The organism is Pedobacter terrae (assembly GCF_036946585.1).
In the GTDB taxonomy this organism is placed as follows: domain Bacteria; phylum Bacteroidota; class Bacteroidia; order Sphingobacteriales; family Sphingobacteriaceae; genus Pedobacter; species Pedobacter terrae_C.
The window spans coordinates 23,306-40,492 of the sequence record NZ_JAQIIV010000011.1; the positions used below are offsets into that span (position 1 = coordinate 23,306).

The 17,187-nt window shown below is 39.0% G+C and carries 17 protein-coding genes; 9 read left to right on the plus strand and 8 right to left on the minus strand.

All coding sequences use genetic code 11. The features are described from left to right. The first annotated feature begins 152 nt into the window (after positions 1-152). Complete coding sequence (locus PGN18_RS14825) at positions 153-1,577, plus strand: sensor histidine kinase (RefSeq protein WP_335320336.1); 1,425 nt, start codon at positions 153-155, stop codon at positions 1,575-1,577. Between the two features lie 11 nt (positions 1,578-1,588). Further along, a complete protein-coding gene (locus PGN18_RS14830) occupies positions 1,589-2,326 on the plus strand; it encodes a response regulator transcription factor (protein WP_335320337.1) in 738 nt (245 codons plus the stop codon). 14 nt (positions 2,327-2,340) lie between these two features. Here PGN18_RS14830 and PGN18_RS14835 read toward each other — a convergent pair whose 3' ends face one another. Next, positions 2,341-2,742 (minus strand): winged helix-turn-helix transcriptional regulator, encoded by a 402-nt coding sequence (locus tag PGN18_RS14835; protein WP_335320338.1) that lies wholly within the window; start codon positions 2,740-2,742, stop codon positions 2,341-2,343. Positions 2,743-2,866: 124 nt separating this feature from the next. On the opposite strand from PGN18_RS14835, the gene PGN18_RS14840 reads away from it, so the two are divergent. Together PGN18_RS14840 and PGN18_RS14845 are read left to right on the plus strand one after the other, a co-directional pair. Continuing rightward, the gene (locus PGN18_RS14840; RefSeq protein ID WP_335320339.1) at positions 2,867-3,661 is read left to right on the plus strand and encodes an SDR family oxidoreductase; all 795 of its coding nucleotides are present in this window, start codon (positions 2,867-2,869) and stop codon (positions 3,659-3,661) included. Positions 3,662-3,682: 21 nt separating this feature from the next. Next, the gene (locus tag PGN18_RS14845) at positions 3,683-4,000 is read left to right on the plus strand and encodes a nuclear transport factor 2 family protein (RefSeq protein WP_335320340.1); all 318 of its coding nucleotides are present in this window, start codon (positions 3,683-3,685) and stop codon (positions 3,998-4,000) included. Between the two features lie 277 nt (positions 4,001-4,277). Here the strand turns inward: PGN18_RS14845 and PGN18_RS14850 are convergent, their stop codons facing one another. The 4 genes from PGN18_RS14850 to PGN18_RS14865 all read right to left on the minus strand — a co-directional run bounded on the left by PGN18_RS14850 (position 4,278) and on the right by PGN18_RS14865 (position 7,431). After that, positions 4,278-5,189, minus strand: a complete 912-nt coding sequence (locus PGN18_RS14850; RefSeq protein ID WP_335320341.1) for an alpha/beta hydrolase — start codon at positions 5,187-5,189, stop codon at positions 4,278-4,280. Next, positions 5,173-6,099 (minus strand): NmrA family NAD(P)-binding protein, encoded by a 927-nt coding sequence (locus PGN18_RS14855; RefSeq protein ID WP_335320342.1) that lies wholly within the window; start codon positions 6,097-6,099, stop codon positions 5,173-5,175. The genes PGN18_RS14850 and PGN18_RS14855 overlap by 17 nt, the downstream gene beginning before the upstream one ends. Positions 6,100-6,173: 74 nt before the next feature. Further along, entirely contained in the window at positions 6,174-6,761 is a 588-nt protein-coding gene (locus tag PGN18_RS14860; RefSeq protein WP_335320344.1) for a Crp/Fnr family transcriptional regulator, read from the minus strand. Positions 6,762-6,936: 175 nt separating this feature from the next. Next, entirely contained in the window at positions 6,937-7,431 is a 495-nt protein-coding gene (locus PGN18_RS14865; protein WP_335320345.1) for a hypothetical protein, read from the minus strand. A gap of 835 nt (positions 7,432-8,266) precedes the next feature. Here PGN18_RS14865 and PGN18_RS14870 point away from each other — a divergent pair. The 5 genes from PGN18_RS14870 to PGN18_RS14890 all read left to right on the plus strand — a co-directional run bounded on the left by PGN18_RS14870 (position 8,267) and on the right by PGN18_RS14890 (position 13,189). After that, positions 8,267-8,914, plus strand: coding sequence for a hypothetical protein (locus PGN18_RS14870; protein WP_335320346.1), 648 nt, complete (start codon positions 8,267-8,269; stop codon positions 8,912-8,914). A gap of 175 nt (positions 8,915-9,089) precedes the next feature. Then, positions 9,090-9,728: a hypothetical protein gene (locus tag PGN18_RS14875; protein ID WP_335320348.1), complete on the plus strand. Its 639-nt coding sequence runs from the start codon at positions 9,090-9,092 to the stop codon at positions 9,726-9,728. Positions 9,729-9,892: 164 nt separating this feature from the next. Further along, complete coding sequence (locus PGN18_RS14880; protein WP_335320349.1) at positions 9,893-10,630, plus strand: hypothetical protein; 738 nt, start codon at positions 9,893-9,895, stop codon at positions 10,628-10,630. A gap of 1,143 nt (positions 10,631-11,773) precedes the next feature. Next, on the plus strand, positions 11,774-12,445 hold the full coding sequence (locus tag PGN18_RS14885; RefSeq protein ID WP_335320350.1) for a hypothetical protein: 672 nt from the start codon (positions 11,774-11,776) through the stop codon (positions 12,443-12,445). Positions 12,446-12,586: 141 nt separating this feature from the next. Next, a complete protein-coding gene (locus tag PGN18_RS14890; protein ID WP_335320351.1) occupies positions 12,587-13,189 on the plus strand; it encodes a hypothetical protein in 603 nt (200 codons plus the stop codon). Positions 13,190-13,459: 270 nt separating this feature from the next. Here PGN18_RS14890 and PGN18_RS14895 read toward each other — a convergent pair whose 3' ends face one another. Genes PGN18_RS14895 through PGN18_RS14905 form a run of 3 tightly spaced genes read right to left on the minus strand, consistent with a single transcriptional unit; the run spans position 13,460 to position 17,182 of the window. After that, positions 13,460-14,578 carry a TlpA disulfide reductase family protein gene (locus PGN18_RS14895; RefSeq protein WP_335320352.1) on the minus strand — a complete coding sequence of 373 codons (1,119 nt, stop codon included), beginning with the start codon at positions 14,576-14,578 and terminating at the stop codon, positions 13,460-13,462. Position 14,579: 1 nt separating this feature from the next. Then, positions 14,580-15,752 carry a redoxin domain-containing protein gene (locus PGN18_RS14900; protein WP_335320353.1) on the minus strand — a complete coding sequence of 391 codons (1,173 nt, stop codon included), beginning with the start codon at positions 15,750-15,752 and terminating at the stop codon, positions 14,580-14,582. Between the two features lie 14 nt (positions 15,753-15,766). Further along, on the minus strand, positions 15,767-17,182 hold the full coding sequence (locus PGN18_RS14905; protein ID WP_335320354.1) for a RagB/SusD family nutrient uptake outer membrane protein: 1,416 nt from the start codon (positions 17,180-17,182) through the stop codon (positions 15,767-15,769). Positions 17,183-17,187 lie beyond the last annotated feature (5 nt).

The following is a 17,187-nucleotide window of genomic DNA, read 5'->3' on the forward strand; positions in this document are numbered from 1 at the left end:
TGAAAACCAGTTTCACAAGCATCATCTATATTCATTATTCAAATCTACGTCCTACCTGGCAACAATTTGTCGAATGAAACCGTAACAGAAACCTAACAAAAGCTTAACGGTGTATCATTTATGGAATAATAGGTCTATTTTTAAAGGATAAAATGAAAGATCGGATATATAAATCAGTCGTATTGGTCAGCTTCCTGATATTGCTTCTTGTGCAATTCAGGTTAACCTATAATTCTTATGTACTTCGGGACAGGGACTATAGTTTAAAGGAAAAAACGCTAATTAATGATGAATACGGGCGCAGTATATCCGATGATAAAGTTTACAAGGGTGGCGGAAAAATTATCGATTCAATCCTCACCACGAATATGCCAGCACTTAAAAAAGAATACTTCAGCAACCGGCATGAGTTTATTAAACTTTCGCAAAGCGTTAGCAACGGCTTATTGAAGAAACTGCAGCAGGAAAGCACCATGGACAGTGTTTTCCAATCGATAGTAAAAAAAAATGGTTTAGATAGCAACTTACAGTATCTGCTTACTTTTCAACAGATTGATATCAACTTCGATACTAAAATTGGTGATATTACCATATTTGACAGCCATAACCACACCGATTTCAATACGAACAAAAAAACACCCTTCGGCGTAATCATTGATGGTACATTAGCTCACCCAACCATGCAGAACAGGGTTACCAATCTTTCAGTCAGTGGTAATCTGGTGTACAATTATAGGGTAAGCTTCAACCTTTTTGTTGATCAGCCTGGCCGTACGCTCAAGGTGGCGTATCAAATGTTGCCTACCTTTTTGCTCGTTGCGCTTTGTATCATCGTCATTGTAGGCATCAATTATTACACTTACATCAGCTGGATGCGGCAGAAAAAAGAAACAGATGTTAAATCTGATTTCCTTAATAGTATCAAACATGAATTCAACACCCCTGTCACCACTATTTTGGTGGCGAGTAAAAGCCTGCATGAGAGCGAGGTGCTCAACGACAGGAATCGTGTAAATACCTTGGTAAACATTGTTGAACGACAAGCGCGAAGGCTTCATTCACACATTAACCAAATGTTGGAGGCCTCGGAAATAAACAAAAACATCAATTTTGAAGAAATAGATCTTAACTATATCGTGCTTACGCTGGTAAACGATTATAAAATAAAAATAAACGAGCCAAACAGCCTAACCTTTGATCCTTACGATTCGGAAATACTCGTAATGATGGATTCCTTTGTGTTTACCACCATGCTACAGAATATACTTGATAATTCCTTTAAGCATAGCCATAGCGAAGTTAAAATAACCATGCTCTTTATCACTAAGAGCAAAGATGGCTATACCCTGCACATCAAGGATAACGGAAAGGGAATTGAAGCGGATATGAAAGAAAAAATATTCGATAAATTCTTCCGAAGAGCAAAAGACAATACTATTTCAGGCCTGGGGCTTGGCTTATATTATGTTAAACAATGTCTTGATATTCATGGTTGGAAAATCAGCATAAACACAACAACTGATAAAGGAACCGAATTTCTGGTACATATACCTGTAAGTCAGATTAACATTAATTAAATTGCAACCCTATGTATTATGATATCATAATAATTGAGGATGAAGTAGATTTGGGCAACGTGATCACAGCATACCTAAAGTTGCGTGGCTTTAACGTGCTATGGTTCAAAAATGCAATGGAAGCGTTAACTTACTATTCAGCAAACCCGTTTAACAATAAGCTGGTCATTGTTGATGTGCAGTTACCCGACCTCAATGGTTTTAAGCTAGCTGCTGAACTGGTTAAAATTAATGCCAGTCAGCCCTTCTTCTTCCTTACGGCACACAACGAAAAACAAGACCGACTACGAGGGCTTAAAATAGGTGCTATAGATTATATATCCAAACCGTTTGAAATTGAAGAATTGGTATTGAGGATCACAAATATCATCAATAAGTTTTCGCCTGATCCAAAAGCACAAGCTGCTGTAAAATCTGAATATATGAACATGGGCGATATCAGGTACCAAAAAGATCAGCTTTTTGTTTTAGTGCCTGATGGAAAGGAAATTTCCCTTACGGTACGAGAATCAGAACTATTGGATCAGTTGGCAGCTAATATTAATCAGGTGGTCAAAAAAAAGGATCTGCTTTTATCCTTATGGGGAAACGATGATTATTTCAGTGGAAAAAGTCTTGAAGTATTCATTTCAAGACTTCGCCGGCTTTTCAAGTCTTCCAATCAGGTTAGTATAGAAAATGTATATGGGCTTGGCTACATTTTGAAGGTAAATAAGCAAGAAGGAGATGTAACTTTTGAGCAGGAGTGAAATATAGCTTAAAATTATAGTGTAGACATATCTTTTGCATCACTTGCAAGATCCTGTGAGGCTTCCATTCTTTTTAAAATTACCCTTCTTAGTCTGCTTTCATGTTCATCGCCCCAAAATCCTAATGTAGCAATTACCGGCACCAAGGTTTTACCGAAATCTGTAAGGGAATACTCAACTTTTGGTGGAACCTGAGCATAAATTTTCTTTGTCACCAGTTCATGATCTTCCAATTCTTTCAATTGAATGTTTAAAACACGTCTTGAGGCATCGGGAATTTTACGCTGTAATTCACTAGGTCGTAAATGCCCCTGATGGATAAACCATAACAAACGGATTTTCCATTTGCCGTAAAGTACTTCACCAATCAGGTCGAGACCACAGTTTAAATTCAAGGGTATTTTTCTTTCATGCATATACAAATTTAACCCAATGTACCAATTTGTACAATAGGGGAAAAATTTATCCCTATGCAATTCGGTTTTCCGTTATTGCCTGAAAAAGTGATACTTCTCAAATTTGTATTAAAGAATTCGACAAATGGAAAATCAATTTAATTACAACAATGAAATTCAAGGTAAAATTGCCTTGGTAACTGGTGGAACCAAAGGAGCCGGAAAAGCAATTGCGGAGAGGTTGCTACAAGCTGGCGCAACAGTTATCATTAGTGCCAGAAATACGCCTGAAAAAGAAAGCAGCAATCTGCATTTTATTTCAGCTGATTTAAGTAAAGCAGAAGGAACAAAAAAATTAATTGTAGAAGTATTATCGACTTACGGAAAACTGGATATCTTGGTGAACAACCTTGGTGCTTCATCCACACCAGCCGGTGGATTCTCTGTATTATCAGATGAAGACTGGGAATCGACCCTGCAAGCCAATTTTCTTGCTCCGGTTAGACTTGACAGGGGATTTTTACCACAAATGGTGGATCGAAAAAGTGGTGTTATCATTCACATCGCATCCATTCAGGGTAAATTGCCTTTGTACGATTCCACTTTACCTTATGCCGCAGCAAAAGCCGCATTGAGAAATTACAGTAAAAGTTTATCAAACGAAGTTGCCCCTAAAGGCGTTCGGGTGCTAACGGTTTCTCCAGGCTGGATCAATACAACAGCATCAGAAGCCTGGCTGGGTGAAATTGCAAGAAGCGCAAATAGTACGGTAGCAGAAGCGCAACAAAATGTAATGGATGCCTTAGGTGGAATACCTTTCGGCAGACCTGCCGAACCTGAAGAGGTAGCAGAATTGGTTGGATTTCTTGTTTCGCCAAGAGCCAGCTATTTAACAGGAACCGAATTTATAATCGATGGCGGTACAGTACCAACCATTTAATAATCATAAAAATATAATACGATGAATTTACCACATATGATCTCCGAATTAGTAAAAGCACAAAACGAATTTGACAGTGCAGCGTATGCCAATTGTTTTGCAGAGCATGCAGAAGTATTTGATGAAGGCAAAACCCATAACGGAAAAGCAGAAATTGAAAGCTGGATTGATAAGGCCAACAAAGAATATCATGCCACTATGGAGCCGGTAGCTTACGACGAAGATGCAAACATCCTATCCGCTAAAACTTCAGGAAACTTTCCAGGTAGTCCGATCATTTTGAAATATCATTTTAAATTAGCCGATGGATATATTCAATCGTTGAAAGTAACGAGTTAATATCTAATTAAGCTGAATGATATCGAAGTGTCGTCATTTCGACCGCAGTGGAGAAATCTTTTAAACTAGCTTTTAATAATTCGGTTGAAAAGATCTCTCCCCGCCTGTACGGGCAGGCATTTCGCCGGGCTACAGTCGAGATGACGATTTTTTTTCAGGAGTCTATCAATGGTAGTGATAATTTTATTGCAAATATGATACAGCCTCTTTTTTTGTGATAATTACGGATGAATAATTAGTTAAATTAATACCGGAGCAATTCAGTCATTACTCTGCTCTATGTTTTCAAATACGTCATAATTGTTTCATATACGCCTGCCGGATTTTCTTCAAACATAAAGTGACCGGTATTGTCCAGATTGACCAGCTGATAATTCTCCGCTATTGTGGGTAAAGCATACTGATAAAAACCTGATGACACATTGCTGGCTATACCTAAAACAGGCATTTGCAGCTTAGAATACTCTTGGGCATCAGCTATATCCTGGTGAAATGCCTGGTACCAGCCATTGGATGCTCGTATACGCTCCGACTGATTATAAACGTATGCATATATATTCCTTTCAAAATCAGGCATCTTCGAACTGTCCACCATTACGTAATCGAAAAGCCAGTCGAGCAGGTAGCGGTAACGCCCCTCCAGTAATTTTTCAGGGAGTTCTTTGATTTGATTAAAACTCATCCACCACATATAAGGTTGCTGGTGATCTATTTTCTCGCTGAAAGTTTCCTGAGGCGGAATCAGTTTCATTTGCATCATTCCTTCATTGGGATGCAGGCCATCTGCAAGGATCAGGCGTTCAACCGCATCCGGATAATTATGGGCCAGGCTTGCTGCGACCATACCGCCTATATCATGACCTAATACGTGTGCTTTACTAATACCCAGTAAGCCCATCAGCTCATACACATCGGTAGCCATTGTTTTTTTGTCATAACCTGATGCTGGTGTTGCCGAACTACCCATGCCACGAATATCGACCACGATAACCCTAAAGTAGTCAGCCAATGGCAGCGCGACAGCACGATACGAATACCAGCTCTGCGGCCAGCCGGGCAGGCAGATCAATACCGGGCCATTGCCTCGGCTGTCTACAAAGTGCAATTGTGTTCCGTTCACTTCCACTATATGGCTGGTAAAACCCGGCCAATGTTTTAAAAGCTGCGCATCACTATATACCTGCTCCATTTTGTGCTGTTTTATTGTTGTTTATTTCTTGGAGTGTTGTTTCTACTGTTTGCCAGTTTAAACCAGGGTAGCGGTTATTGTCAAGTGTAAGGTGATGCGCCGCAAACATGCTGTAGAGATATTGCATCTGTTGCCATTGTGGGTACAGCTGATTTTCTCCAGCGGGGTTTTCTGTCCGTACCTTTTGAATGTAAGCCGAAAATTGTTCCAGCGTACCTTGGTCTTTTAATTCGAAATGTTCACCAAAAATACGTCCTGTTAGCGCCGCTAATTCGATCGGGCTAATCTGGAAGCCTGCAATGCGGAGAAACCGCGGCGTGGTATTGTCCAATGCAGCGCGCGCAGTAAAAGCCGCCGTATCTTCTAAAGAGGTAAAATCGATCTGCCAATCTGCTTTTCCAGAATAATAGGTAATGGTCATCGCCTTTGTATCTAAGAGTGGAATATCATACTGCAAAACATAGGCAAAAGCACCGTTGAATACAGATGTAGCCCGGATATCACTGGTCTCAAGCACGAACTGAAATTCTTTACGCAAGTCAAAATTTCTGTTTTCACCTGCCTGCAATTGGGTAAAATCTGTACAAAAATCGGATGGAATAAAACGTGGAACGCCCGCTTGTACAGCAGCCTGAAGCAATTGGCTTTGTGCCGTTACGATCACCTCCCGCAAGCCAGCAAGTACCGATACCACACAAGAAACACCTTTACAAGCCGATACTAAACCAGCTTCATCTTCAAAGCTGACCGTTACAATCTCCACGCCTGATTCGCGCAGTTCATTTATTTTCTCCTGATTAGTTTCTGCTCTTACCAAGGCCCGTACACCAGCGCCGTTTTTGAGTAAATGTTTGCATAATCTGCTTCCCAGATCGCCAGTGGCGCCTGCAACTAAAATGATATTTTTCATAGTTCTTTCTTATTGAGTTCACAAAGCTATGCTCGTAGAAAGTCAAACGAACTACCATTTGGTAGATAATGCAATTAGCGAAGATTTTTACGAATGCGACTTAAAGCGTTTGGTGTGATGCCGAGGTAAGAAGCCAGTTGCTTGACAGAAATATACTGCATGAAGCCAGGCTTTTGCAAAAATGCCAAGTAACGTTCCTCTACTGTCATGGTCTGGAAGCTGATGATCTCGCTGATCATGCGCACCGCCATACCTTCCCAGAGTTTTCGGCCAAACTCCTGCCAGGCCGGAATTTGTTTATAGAGCAAATCCATATCGTTTTTATCGATACAGTATAGTTCGGTATCTACAACCGCTTCAATATTGAACCGTGAAGGCAATCCCGGACTGAGGCTGGAAATTTCAGCGAAAAACTCTCCCGGCTGCACAATCCAGGCCGTAAGCTCCTGTTCATCGTTATAGAAAAAGCGAAGTGCGCCTTTGTTCAAGAAATAATAGTGTGAAGCGACTTGGCCACGCTTCAGCAACAATTGACTTTTTTGCAATGTTTTTAAGGTAAAACACCTTAAAATCTTCTGAAGATCTATTTCTTCCAACCCAACGCTGGAACGTATCAATTTTTTAAGTTCCTGCATATCTGATTTGGCATTAAATGTACTCAATAATTTCTTAAAGATATTCTTTGTTGAGTATGGATTTATTATAGTCAAAATAAATGATTTTCTGAGCAATCGAATTGCCTTATAGCATCCTATAAAAGAAAATAAGGTAAAGCAGTAAATAACTAAAAGACACCTACCGCGTAATATCTAATTAGCGTGGGAAACTTTTCCCTATCTAAAGCGGCTGTAATAAGGCGAGTAAACAAGTTACAGCCGCCTTATCGTCCATAACCGGAAGTGCATTTGCTTCGTCGCCATTGAATCCGTCCCTTGAGTTTAAAACTAGAGCCAGTTGCTTATTATCATAGGGCTCTTTCAGATCAATAAAAACTGCATAAATCTGGAGATACTTCGTGTTCGAATTAGATTTAATAACCCTGATGTTTTGATATTGAGGCTGATTAAGCCTATCATCCTGAACAGGAATGTAATCTTTGTAACCAGTTTGCTCAAGATTAACCATCGATGCATAACTACCTCCTGTTAAGGCCATTACATTTCTTCGGTACTCATAGCCAGCCGCAATGCGTTTATAGTCAATATTGTAACTTATACCTTTGATATCATCGGGATAGTTGTCAGCTACATAAAAAAGTCGATTGCTTTCAGATTGCTGAAATCCTTCTGTAAAAGATCCTAACGACTGTTTTACGGCTTCTCTATTAACCATTTTCTTAAGAATTACCTTATTTGCTGTACCTCCATTAGAATCGTCCTTTCTACACGAAAATTGCAGGACTGAAAAAAGAGATATAACTAAGGTTAGGGCCCTATTCAATTTCATAATATCTTGCTATTTATAGTAATTGGATCAATAACTATGCCTCAATAACATTCGAAGAACCCTTTTAATCGGATTGATCATTTAATCCTGAAAAAATAATCATATCTGCGCAGATGTAGAATCCAAATACTAAAGATCCTTTAAATAAATTTCAGTTAAAAAAGATATGATCAATCCATGAACCTCATAATATGCAAGAAGTTATGCACAGGTGGTAGAGGCAAACATGCAGAGGTATTTTGCATGTTTCTGCTCAAACAGAGATAAAGTGATCAACGCCTACCACTGATGAAGATAAGCATTCACAATCATCCATGACATTAAAAATTTAGGAAAAGTTATTTATTAATCAGGACTGTGAATTTAACAATACGTTAAGATTAACTTTTTACATTCATTTTGGTCGGTCTTTATGACCTTGGTCAGAAGTTGATTTTTACCCCCAAAATATAAATTTAAAAAAATAAAGTCTATAAACTAAGAGCCATTGTTTATTGGGCCAAAATCTTCCATTTTTTAATCCAATAATTATAAAGCTCAGGCTTATCAGACTTAGTTCATTTGGCTGCGCCCTCTTCATTCCCGGCATCCTTCTTCGATCCCGGGTTTAGTGAGCAAAGTCCATACAGCTAGAACAGTTTTTTTGTCGCAACGTATTTATATCAAAACCTTTAGAAGTTTTTAGCGTTAAGCTATAAAAACGAAAATTCAAAACGCTACAATGAAACCCGTACATCTAATTCTCGCATTGATATTTTTATCAGCTTGCAAAAACAACACTTCCAAAAAGGTCCAAAACAAACTAGATTCGGAAACTATAGTTAAAGATACCACAGTTGTTCAAGCAACAAATGACGCCGAAGTAAAGAACTGGTCAGATGACTTTGAGAATTTCAGAGAAGCTGTTTATTCAAAAGATATCAAAAAACTAAAGACGTATTTTGATTTCCCAGTGGCTGACGAAGGTGCTTCTATTTGGACCCTATGCAATTTAACTGAAGCGGAAATAAGGACAAGAAAAAGTAAATTCAAAAATCCAGATTTATTTTACGAGCAAGACCTTGAACAATATTATAGCAGAATTTTTAATGCGGATTTTGTTAAAACGCTATTGAAAATTAAATCTGATCAGTTATACGAAACACACTATAATGAAACGCCACAAGTTACAACAACTGATACTAAATATCAATTGATTGCCGAATACAATAAAACCAGTAAGATCTTAAGTTTAAATTTAGCTTATAGCAACAATGCCAAGGATGAAGAGGGCAATGAAGTAAGTGAAGGCGAAAACAATATCATTTACAGCTTTATTGTAATTGATGGCAAACACCTAAAGTTTAAAAGAGTTGACATTGCCGGCTAATTAAAGTTAAAAGTACTGAAGTAAGTTTTGTTACTGAATGGCGTCAGAAAAATGCTTAAGGCTTTAACATCAAGCCATCAATTATAACTTCGACTAAGTAAATAACCATCCCATAAGTATAAAAATTATCTACCAAAGGCATATTTCAACAAATAGATATTATTGTTTTATAAAAATGACAAAATTCAGCACTTGGATATTCGCAGGAATTGTGGTCCTTAGCTATGCCTGTAATCGTACATCAACAGGCACAGAAGATGCGGTTGAAGTTAGCGATTCAGCTGTAATAACAAAGGCGATTACTGATACCCCGTCCTCTTTATCACCATCGGTTCAGCTACCAAAACAAGAGCCCAAAAAAATTCGTGTTGATGATCACGATAGTGTAGATTTCCAACGATACAAAGTAGAGGCTGACGAGGTAACAAAACATGCACCTATAGATTGGACAAGTTATCCTGAAGCTAAAGATTTTAAAACAAGGATTACCGAGGCTTACCAAACAAGCGAAGTTGACTTTGCCGGATACTATGTAATGTCCATATTTGGCTGTGGCGCTGGTTGTATTATGGGGTTTATGGTTGATGTAAGAGATGGAAAAATCTATGACCTGCCGCTTGGGGAAGAGAATTCATGTCTTTTTGCGGAAGATAGGGCAATGGGCAACCTAAAAAGCAGGCTTTTTATTGCTGGGGTTTGCAAAGAAAATCCTGAAGACAAAAAAGTTTATTACAAAGCTTATTTATGGGACGAGGAGAAAAAAGAATTTGGAAAAGTGGGGGCCGATGCATTTCTAAAAAACAAGCTAAATTAATTTCCAGCGCGTCTGGTTAAACATTTCAAACATGGCTTCTACGTTTTTTGTGTTACCTACAGCGTTTACTAGTTATTATTAAAATATTCTTTTGAAAAAGAAACCGTACAGATAAAATTTTGCTTAAAGAAAAACAGCTAAAATAAGTTACTAATCAAAATATCATGATAAAATCGCTTCAAAAATTAACACTCTTTTTTGGTATAACGCTAACAATTACCGCCTGTCAAAACAAAGAAAGCAGAAAAAAGGCACTTCCTGTTGATACAGCAGTACACCAAACAGAAGTTTCTCAACAAATCCAATCCACAAATGCAGACCCTGCTTTTCCCGACACTGGCAATACCATAAAAGACTTTGTTCCGGCCAACTATAAAATGGATTTGGAAGCAACAGGCGACCTGAACAACGATGGACTAAAAGATGCAGTTATTGTACTCATTAACACACAAGATACCACCGCATTTCGCCCAACTTTAGTGCTCTTTAAACAAGGCGAAAAATATAAACTCTACGGTAAATCATTTTCAGCAGTCGAGCCTAAATATCAAGAAAACGGTTATCCAATTTACGATTATGAAAAAGTTGATATTGACAGCGGAAAACTGTTTATATCCATGCAGGCTACCGGTCCGGCGGGAAGTATTGAAAGTACTTATCAATACATCAACAAAGATTTAGTTTTAACTAAGATTAGTACTTTTAGCATGGGTGCCGGCGGGCAAACAGAACAGAAAATCGATTTTTCGAAAGGAACTTATACCCAGACAGACATCAATACGATGAAAGCGGATATGCCAAGCAACACTATCACCAAAAGTTATAAAATACCAACTGTACTTTTTAAAGACAGCGATCCGGGCAAAATCATGACCAACGCTTTTAATAAAGTTGGGAATTAAGTTGACAATGAACGCATCCGTATTTATGGCGGTTTACAGTCCCGCTACTGGCCATAGCCTTTGCTGGTTTCCTCACTTCAGGGCTACTTGGCATTAAACGATCACCCAATGAAAACAAACCTTTCTTAGCGTTGCAGTAAGCTCGTTTTTACTTTTTCGTCCCCATATTTACCAAGTTGCGTTAAGGCTGCAAAAATTTGTATGGAAGAAAATGCAACACCTTCTATCAGTGGTTTAATTCCAGTCCCGTAGAGCTATCAGTATTTTGAAATCGCTATTTCAAATATTTAAGTCATGAACATAGCCATCGTCAGCTTGGTCTTATTCCAGCGTATAGTGGTTTTAAACTGCTGTTTAACAGAACTTGTCCAAACGAATTTGGCTTAATCCCTTACGAATAACAAATCATATCCAACGAATTTTAATTAACATAAAACCTTAAAAAAGTAACATTTAACTTTATTTTATATATCATTAAAATTAAGCTAAATACAATTATGACTGTTACCTATATGATGTTGGCTTTCACAACAATTTATTTGACAAGCACTTATTTTTATTACAGATATACCGTAAAAAAAGGTACCGAATTTAGATATAAGCCCTTATTTCTGTTGGTAATTGCTATATTATTTCTGTTATCGCTTTACGGAAGTTTAACGAGCACTCCATTTGGAGAAATCGTTCCGTTCATTAGATAGCTTATTCCAGCCGGGAATTGCTTAACTGGAATTAAATGCTTTAAACACTTTTTAAAAGCCAGTTTTAAGTTGTATTCCCATTCTCACCAGGATGAGCATCAGCGGTGCAAGCGTTGACTGTAATGCTTAAAGATAATACAAAGTTTAGCAAAGGAGTTTGTTTTTATTGCGGATAGCACCTCAAATAAAATCATGATGAAAGCCTTTGTTAAAGTTGGGAGTTGGATTACCTAAAAATGAAAACTGCACTTTATACATAATGGCTACTGTAATTTATTATCAAGCACTTCGAGCCTGCCAGGCAAATGATCATGACATATTATTTACACAACTGATAATCAAGCAACTGCCATCCAATAAAAGATTTCAAGGAAGATTAGCAAAAGATGCTAAGCGAAAAACCATTTTTTACTATTTTAGAAAATCAAAATAGTAAAAATATATGCTCAAAAAACTTCTATATATCTTGTTTTTAAGCAACATTTTCAGCTTGAACTTGAATGCGCAAAACAGCGCAAAAAGCCCTTCTGATGTAATCCCATTTCAGGTAACGGTCAAAACCTCTACCTTTAAAGGTAAAAATGCTTTGGCCCTCGAAATAAAGGGTGAAGCAAATGGTGACAGTACGCTTGCAATCTTAAAGAATATTGACTTTCATAACGGAATAATTGAAGCTTCAATTTCGGGGCAAACACTTGCAAACGCTAGCGAAACAGCCCGAGGATTTGTAGGGATAGCATTCAGAGCAGCTACTGATGCTTCAAAAATGGAGGTTTTCTATTTACGTCCTACCAATGGCCGGGCAAATGATCAGTTACGTAGGAATCATTCCAGTCAGTATATTTCTATTCCAGGATATCCATGGGAAAAATTAAGAGCAGAAATGCCAGGGAAGTATGAGGCCTATGTAGACATCTTACCGGCAGAATGGATCAAAATAAAAATTATGGTCAAGGATGAAACGGCGAGATTATATGTTAATGGAGCCGCTCAACCCACTTTGATTGTAAATGACTTGAAGCAGGGTAGAGATGTGCGCGGAAGTATAGGACTATGGATCGGCCCTGGAACATTAGGCCATTTTACAGATGTCAAAATAGCTAAAGAGGATTAACGATTAAAAACAAATTGACCCCTAACAAATGTTAAGAATATTCCGGATTCCATCACCGGGAAAAGCACGTTTTAAAAAAACAGCGATAATTAAATTTTAAGTTAACTTGATTATCTGGTGGTACAACTTTAGCAAGCACAGATGAAACAACTAATTATTATTGCAGGCATATTGATTTTAAAATTATCGACCTATGCGCAGAAAAAGCTGATAAAAGACATTGATTTGGATGGAAAGATGGATACTGTTTACCTGGATGAACACGATTATAAAATTATATGCCGACTATCCACACAAAACTTTAAAAAAATAAAAAGTAAAAAATTAGAAACGGCTGGAGATAATACTTTCATTGAACCCAAAAAAAGTGGTTTCGAAATTAAGGTAAACTGGATGCGTTCAGGTTATGCTTGCCAGTTTAGGTACGAAAAAAACGAAAAGCGGATGCGGTTAATCGGCGTGAGCGAGTACGCTTTTGGCAACGCCACTAACGACGGCAGTGGTGAAGCCAGTATAAATTTACTTACTGGCGACTATGTGGGCAACTGGCATTATTTCGATCACTTAGCAAATAACCAAAAAGGCGAGTTAGTTAAAATCCCGACCATTAAAACGAAAATACAAATCAAGAAAATTTATTTGGAGGATTTTGATGAAGAACAATATAATTCGATATCAGAGAAATTTATTGCATTAATAGAAAAGCATAAGAATTTAACAATAAAACGAAGAAAAAAGCACTAAGCCAACCAAAGCCAACGATTAGGCAGGATATATATTATTTTACTATCGCTTTACAAACGTTAGACCAGCACCTCATTCGGACAAATTGTTCCATCATGAACTAGTTCATTTAGGCTGATATTTGCTAATTAAAATTGTAAATTTCCATATCGTGTTAATGCTTTGCTGTGCCTTTTTAGGCTGTACCAATTAAAATTCAACTCATTTAAAATGAAAATAGCTGCAAACCAATCGGCCGCAGCTATTTATGAATTAGTGTTTATATCATTACTACTTGAAGATACTTGCCAGGGCTTTGTTCAGTTCCTCTCCTCTCAAATCCTTGCCTACCACCTTCCCTTCAGGATCAAGCAGAAAACTTGCCGGCACAGATTTTACGCCATAGGCCTTAACTGCCGAGTTCGACCAGGCTTGCAAGTCAGAAACATGCGTCCAGGTAAGGCCATCAGCTTCAATGGCTTTCAACCAGGCGTCCTTTTTAGAGTCGAGGGATACACCCAGAATTTCAAAGCCTTTATCATGGTATTTTTTGTAGGCCGCAACTACGTTCGGATTTTCTCTTCTGCAGGGGCCACACCAGCTCGCCCAGAAATCAACCAAGACGTATTTGCCTCTAAAGTCAGATAGCTTTACGATTTTACCGTCCTTATCAGGCATCGCAATTGCCGGAGCAACTTTTCCTTTAGCGGTTTTTGCATTGGTTTTTAATGCAGTATTGATTTGTTCGCCAATATCAGATTGCCGCGCTTCTTTAGTGAGCTGTCCATACAACTCTTCGGCTACCGGAAAATTCGGATAACTAATAAAGCGGTCATAAATAATTGCTGCCGATCCTGCCGATCCTGGATTTTTGAGAATGTATTGCTTTACAGCCGCAATATTCAGGGTATCCAGCGCTTTAAATTCCCTGTCAAAGCCAGCACGGGTAACCGTATCCATTTTACCAGCTTTCTGAACCTCATCAAGTCTTTTGTAAATATTTCCGGCTTTAGCAGTGATCGTTTTCCATGGGCCGTTGTAAAAGCCCATGTATACATCCTGCGCAGCAGAACCAGTAATCACCACAGGTGATATACTGTCAGGTTTAGATACATTGATGGCTGCATTTTCCAATATAAAACCTATAGAATTTTTAAGGTTCTTACTTTCTAATTTATAAAAGCCCGGTTGTTTAGCCGTACCTTTAAACGTGAAGCTGCCATTAACCACTTTGGCTGAATCTGTAATTACATATTTATCCCCAACTTCGTGACCGAGATAAATCTTATCATGAACTGCTGGCAGCTTACCCGTTAGCACATATTTTCCATTCTGGGCCAATAACGGGCCAGCATAACACATTAGTGCCACAGGCGTTAGTGCCACTGCCCTCTTAATTAATATTTTCATGTTATATCGCTTTTAATTTTTTGATTACTTCTTCAAGGTTCATGTTTTCCAACACGACTTTTCCCTGCTCATCCAAAAGGAACATAGCAGGTATAGCCTGTACTTTCCAGGCATTGGCAGTCGCTCCGCGGTCCAGAAAACTTGGCCATGGTAGTTTTTCTTCCTCCTGCGCCTTTAACCAGTCGCCCTCTTTTCTATCAATCGAAATACTAACGATCTGCAAGCCTTTATCCTTATAATCTGCATACAATTTTTTCAGAGCAGGAATAGACTTACGGCATGGAACGCACCACGAAGCCCAAAAATCGACCAGCACATATTTATATCCTTTTTTTAATGTCCCTAACTCCGCAGGCTGCCCTTCCTCATTTTTCGCAACGAGCAAAGGTGCTTTCTGGCCTTTAAAACCCACTGGGTTAATCAGATCACCCATAATTTTACCGTAATAACTGTTTTGGGCTGCCGGCGAAAGCTCTGCATACAACTTTTTGTCTTCCGGTGTAAAATAGCTGTAAATGTCAAGTGCCAGCAGTGGTCCCCAGAACGAATCCTTATTATCAGTCACAATTTTACGCAGATTTGTCTGCACCTGCTTAAAGAATTGGGCTTCATCAGCCATTGCTTTTTTCCAGGCCGGGCCATCCGTTATTGATTTCACTAGTGCGGTATCTTTTGCTGCGAGCGCTTCATTTCTCTTGTTTATTACCTCTTTATTCGCTTCCTGGTTAGCTAGGTAAAGAGCATTAAGTACACTCTTTGGCGCAATTTTTCGCATATACAGCACATGTGATTCGCTCCCTTTCACCACTACGTCGGTAAACTCATAATATTTACGATCGCCATTGCTCAAAAGCTTAGCTGTAGCTGTTACCACAACTTTCCCGGGTTGAAGCATCAATGAGGTTTGTCCGCCAATGCCTTCGATCCGTAAATAATACAGCCTTGGTTCCGTGGATATTTTTCCTTCGAGCAAAAAGCGCCCACTGCTGATCACAGCCGTTGCCACAGGCTGTTCATTTGCATGTGTAGCACCCGGAACCAGATTGATTTTTGCTCCATCTGGCAGCCCTTTAACAGCCCCGTTAATGGTGACTGGTAAAGGAGCTGCTTTCGCCTGTCCGGAAAAGACGGTAAAAAGCAACAGAAGCAGTAAATGATCTATTTTAAGTTTCATCGGTGCGTTTTGATCTACTTATCTACATTCTGCTTGATGGTACCATTGCCAGGATTTTTTGATGCACCCTGTGGAAATGGCATTGTCCACATATGAGAGTTTGGTGCAAGTGTTAGAGCCTGTCCACCTTCTGTTTTGCTTAATGTAACCGCGTAATTAGCATCTTTATTCAGGCGACGCATATCAGCAAAAGGTGTAATGCCTAAAATAAGCTCGTTTCTTTTAGTACGCTGAATCAGCTTTACTGCCTCTATGGTGTTAGCGGCACTTAACGGTGCATAATTTGCAGCAAAGATTCTTTTTACTCTCACCGCGTTCAGGGTAGACATGGCGCCTTGAACATCATTAAGACGTGCCTGACATTCTGCTTTGATCAAATATACTTCAGTAGTTGTTAAACCGCCTACATTGAAATAACCTGTAGTAATACTGGTATAATAGGTATCTGCACCAACGGTCCGGAGTTTCCAGCGGGAAGCAAACCTCGCGTCACCTTGTTCAAAACGGGTTGCGCGGTCAACACGGATTGCCTGTTCGCGTCCGGCATTACTAGATGCACCGTGACGGAAATAATAATTTTCCACGTAATTAAATCCCATTGGCGAAGGGGCATTGGTATATACATTAACTGCCTCTATCTGCGTTTTGTAAGTATTATAAAATGCTGTCCAATCGAACAGTTTATCATTGTACTTCAGCGCTTCATTTGCAGCAGCCAGGGCATCAGCATATCTTCCCATCTGCAAAAGTATTCTTGCTTTCAACGCATTTGCTGATCCAAGGTTAGGATGCAGTACCGTTGCACTGGTGGCACCCAAGGATGGAATGGCCTCATTGATATCCTTTAGCATAAAATCATAGAGTTCTTTGATAGTTACCTGAGTATAAGCAGCGCCAATATCAGCACTAAGAATCAGCGGTACAGATAATTTGGTACCAGCGTTTGCCTCTTCATAAGTATCTGCATAATAATTGGCCAGGATATTATAATCAAATGCCCTCAGTACCTTCGCCTGCGCAATCAGTTCAGCTTTTTGTGCATCGCTACCACCTGTAGTACCAGCTGCCTTTTCGATAATGAGGTTGCTGGTGTTTATTCCGGTGTACATGTTATAATAAGTGCCTTCATCGGAATTGTTCAATGCAATTCTGTCGGCCGATTCATTCCAGTTATAGTTTGCCTTGTATAGCGGATAATAATTCAGGTTGCTACTGGTTTCAAATTTATCATTAAGCAAGAGCACAGCCTGGGTAATATCTGTTCGGTGGTTGCCATATTCATCCCGGAGTAGGGCTTCGTAATCTGACAGTGTAGTAGGAATCTGACCGTTTCCTACCGGAAGTATATCAATAAATTTATTGCAGCTGCTAAAGCTTAGCATTGAAGCAAGAGCCGCCAATTTTATGCTGTTTGAAAGTATTTTTTTCATCACTT

Excerpts from the sequence above, each read along its gene's own strand:
- PGN18_RS14825 (WP_335320336.1), top strand. The coding sequence starts at position 153 with ATGAAAGATCGGATATATAAATCAGTCGTATTGGTCAGCTTCCTGATA.
- PGN18_RS14830 (WP_335320337.1), top strand. The coding sequence starts at position 1,589 with ATGTATTATGATATCATAATAATTGAGGATGAAGTAGATTTGGGCAAC.
- PGN18_RS14835 (WP_335320338.1), bottom strand. The coding sequence starts at position 2,742 with ATGCATGAAAGAAAAATACCCTTGAATTTAAACTGTGGTCTCGACCTG.
- PGN18_RS14840 (WP_335320339.1), top strand. The coding sequence starts at position 2,867 with ATGGAAAATCAATTTAATTACAACAATGAAATTCAAGGTAAAATTGCC.
- PGN18_RS14845 (WP_335320340.1), top strand. The coding sequence starts at position 3,683 with ATGAATTTACCACATATGATCTCCGAATTAGTAAAAGCACAAAACGAA.
- PGN18_RS14850 (WP_335320341.1), bottom strand. The coding sequence starts at position 5,189 with ATGGAGCAGGTATATAGTGATGCGCAGCTTTTAAAACATTGGCCGGGT.
- PGN18_RS14855 (WP_335320342.1), bottom strand. The coding sequence starts at position 6,099 with ATGAAAAATATCATTTTAGTTGCAGGCGCCACTGGCGATCTGGGAAGC.
- PGN18_RS14865 (WP_335320345.1), bottom strand. The coding sequence starts at position 7,431 with ATGGTTAATAGAGAAGCCGTAAAACAGTCGTTAGGATCTTTTACAGAA.
- PGN18_RS14870 (WP_335320346.1), top strand. The coding sequence starts at position 8,267 with ATGAAACCCGTACATCTAATTCTCGCATTGATATTTTTATCAGCTTGC.
- PGN18_RS14875 (WP_335320348.1), top strand. The coding sequence starts at position 9,090 with ATGACAAAATTCAGCACTTGGATATTCGCAGGAATTGTGGTCCTTAGC.
- PGN18_RS14880 (WP_335320349.1), top strand. The coding sequence starts at position 9,893 with ATGATAAAATCGCTTCAAAAATTAACACTCTTTTTTGGTATAACGCTA.
- PGN18_RS14885 (WP_335320350.1), top strand. The coding sequence starts at position 11,774 with ATGCTCAAAAAACTTCTATATATCTTGTTTTTAAGCAACATTTTCAGC.
- PGN18_RS14890 (WP_335320351.1), top strand. The coding sequence starts at position 12,587 with ATGAAACAACTAATTATTATTGCAGGCATATTGATTTTAAAATTATCG.
- PGN18_RS14895 (WP_335320352.1), bottom strand. The coding sequence starts at position 14,578 with ATGAAAATATTAATTAAGAGGGCAGTGGCACTAACGCCTGTGGCACTA.
- PGN18_RS14900 (WP_335320353.1), bottom strand. The coding sequence starts at position 15,752 with ATGAAACTTAAAATAGATCATTTACTGCTTCTGTTGCTTTTTACCGTC.
- PGN18_RS14905 (WP_335320354.1), bottom strand. The coding sequence starts at position 17,182 with ATGAAAAAAATACTTTCAAACAGCATAAAATTGGCGGCTCTTGCTTCA.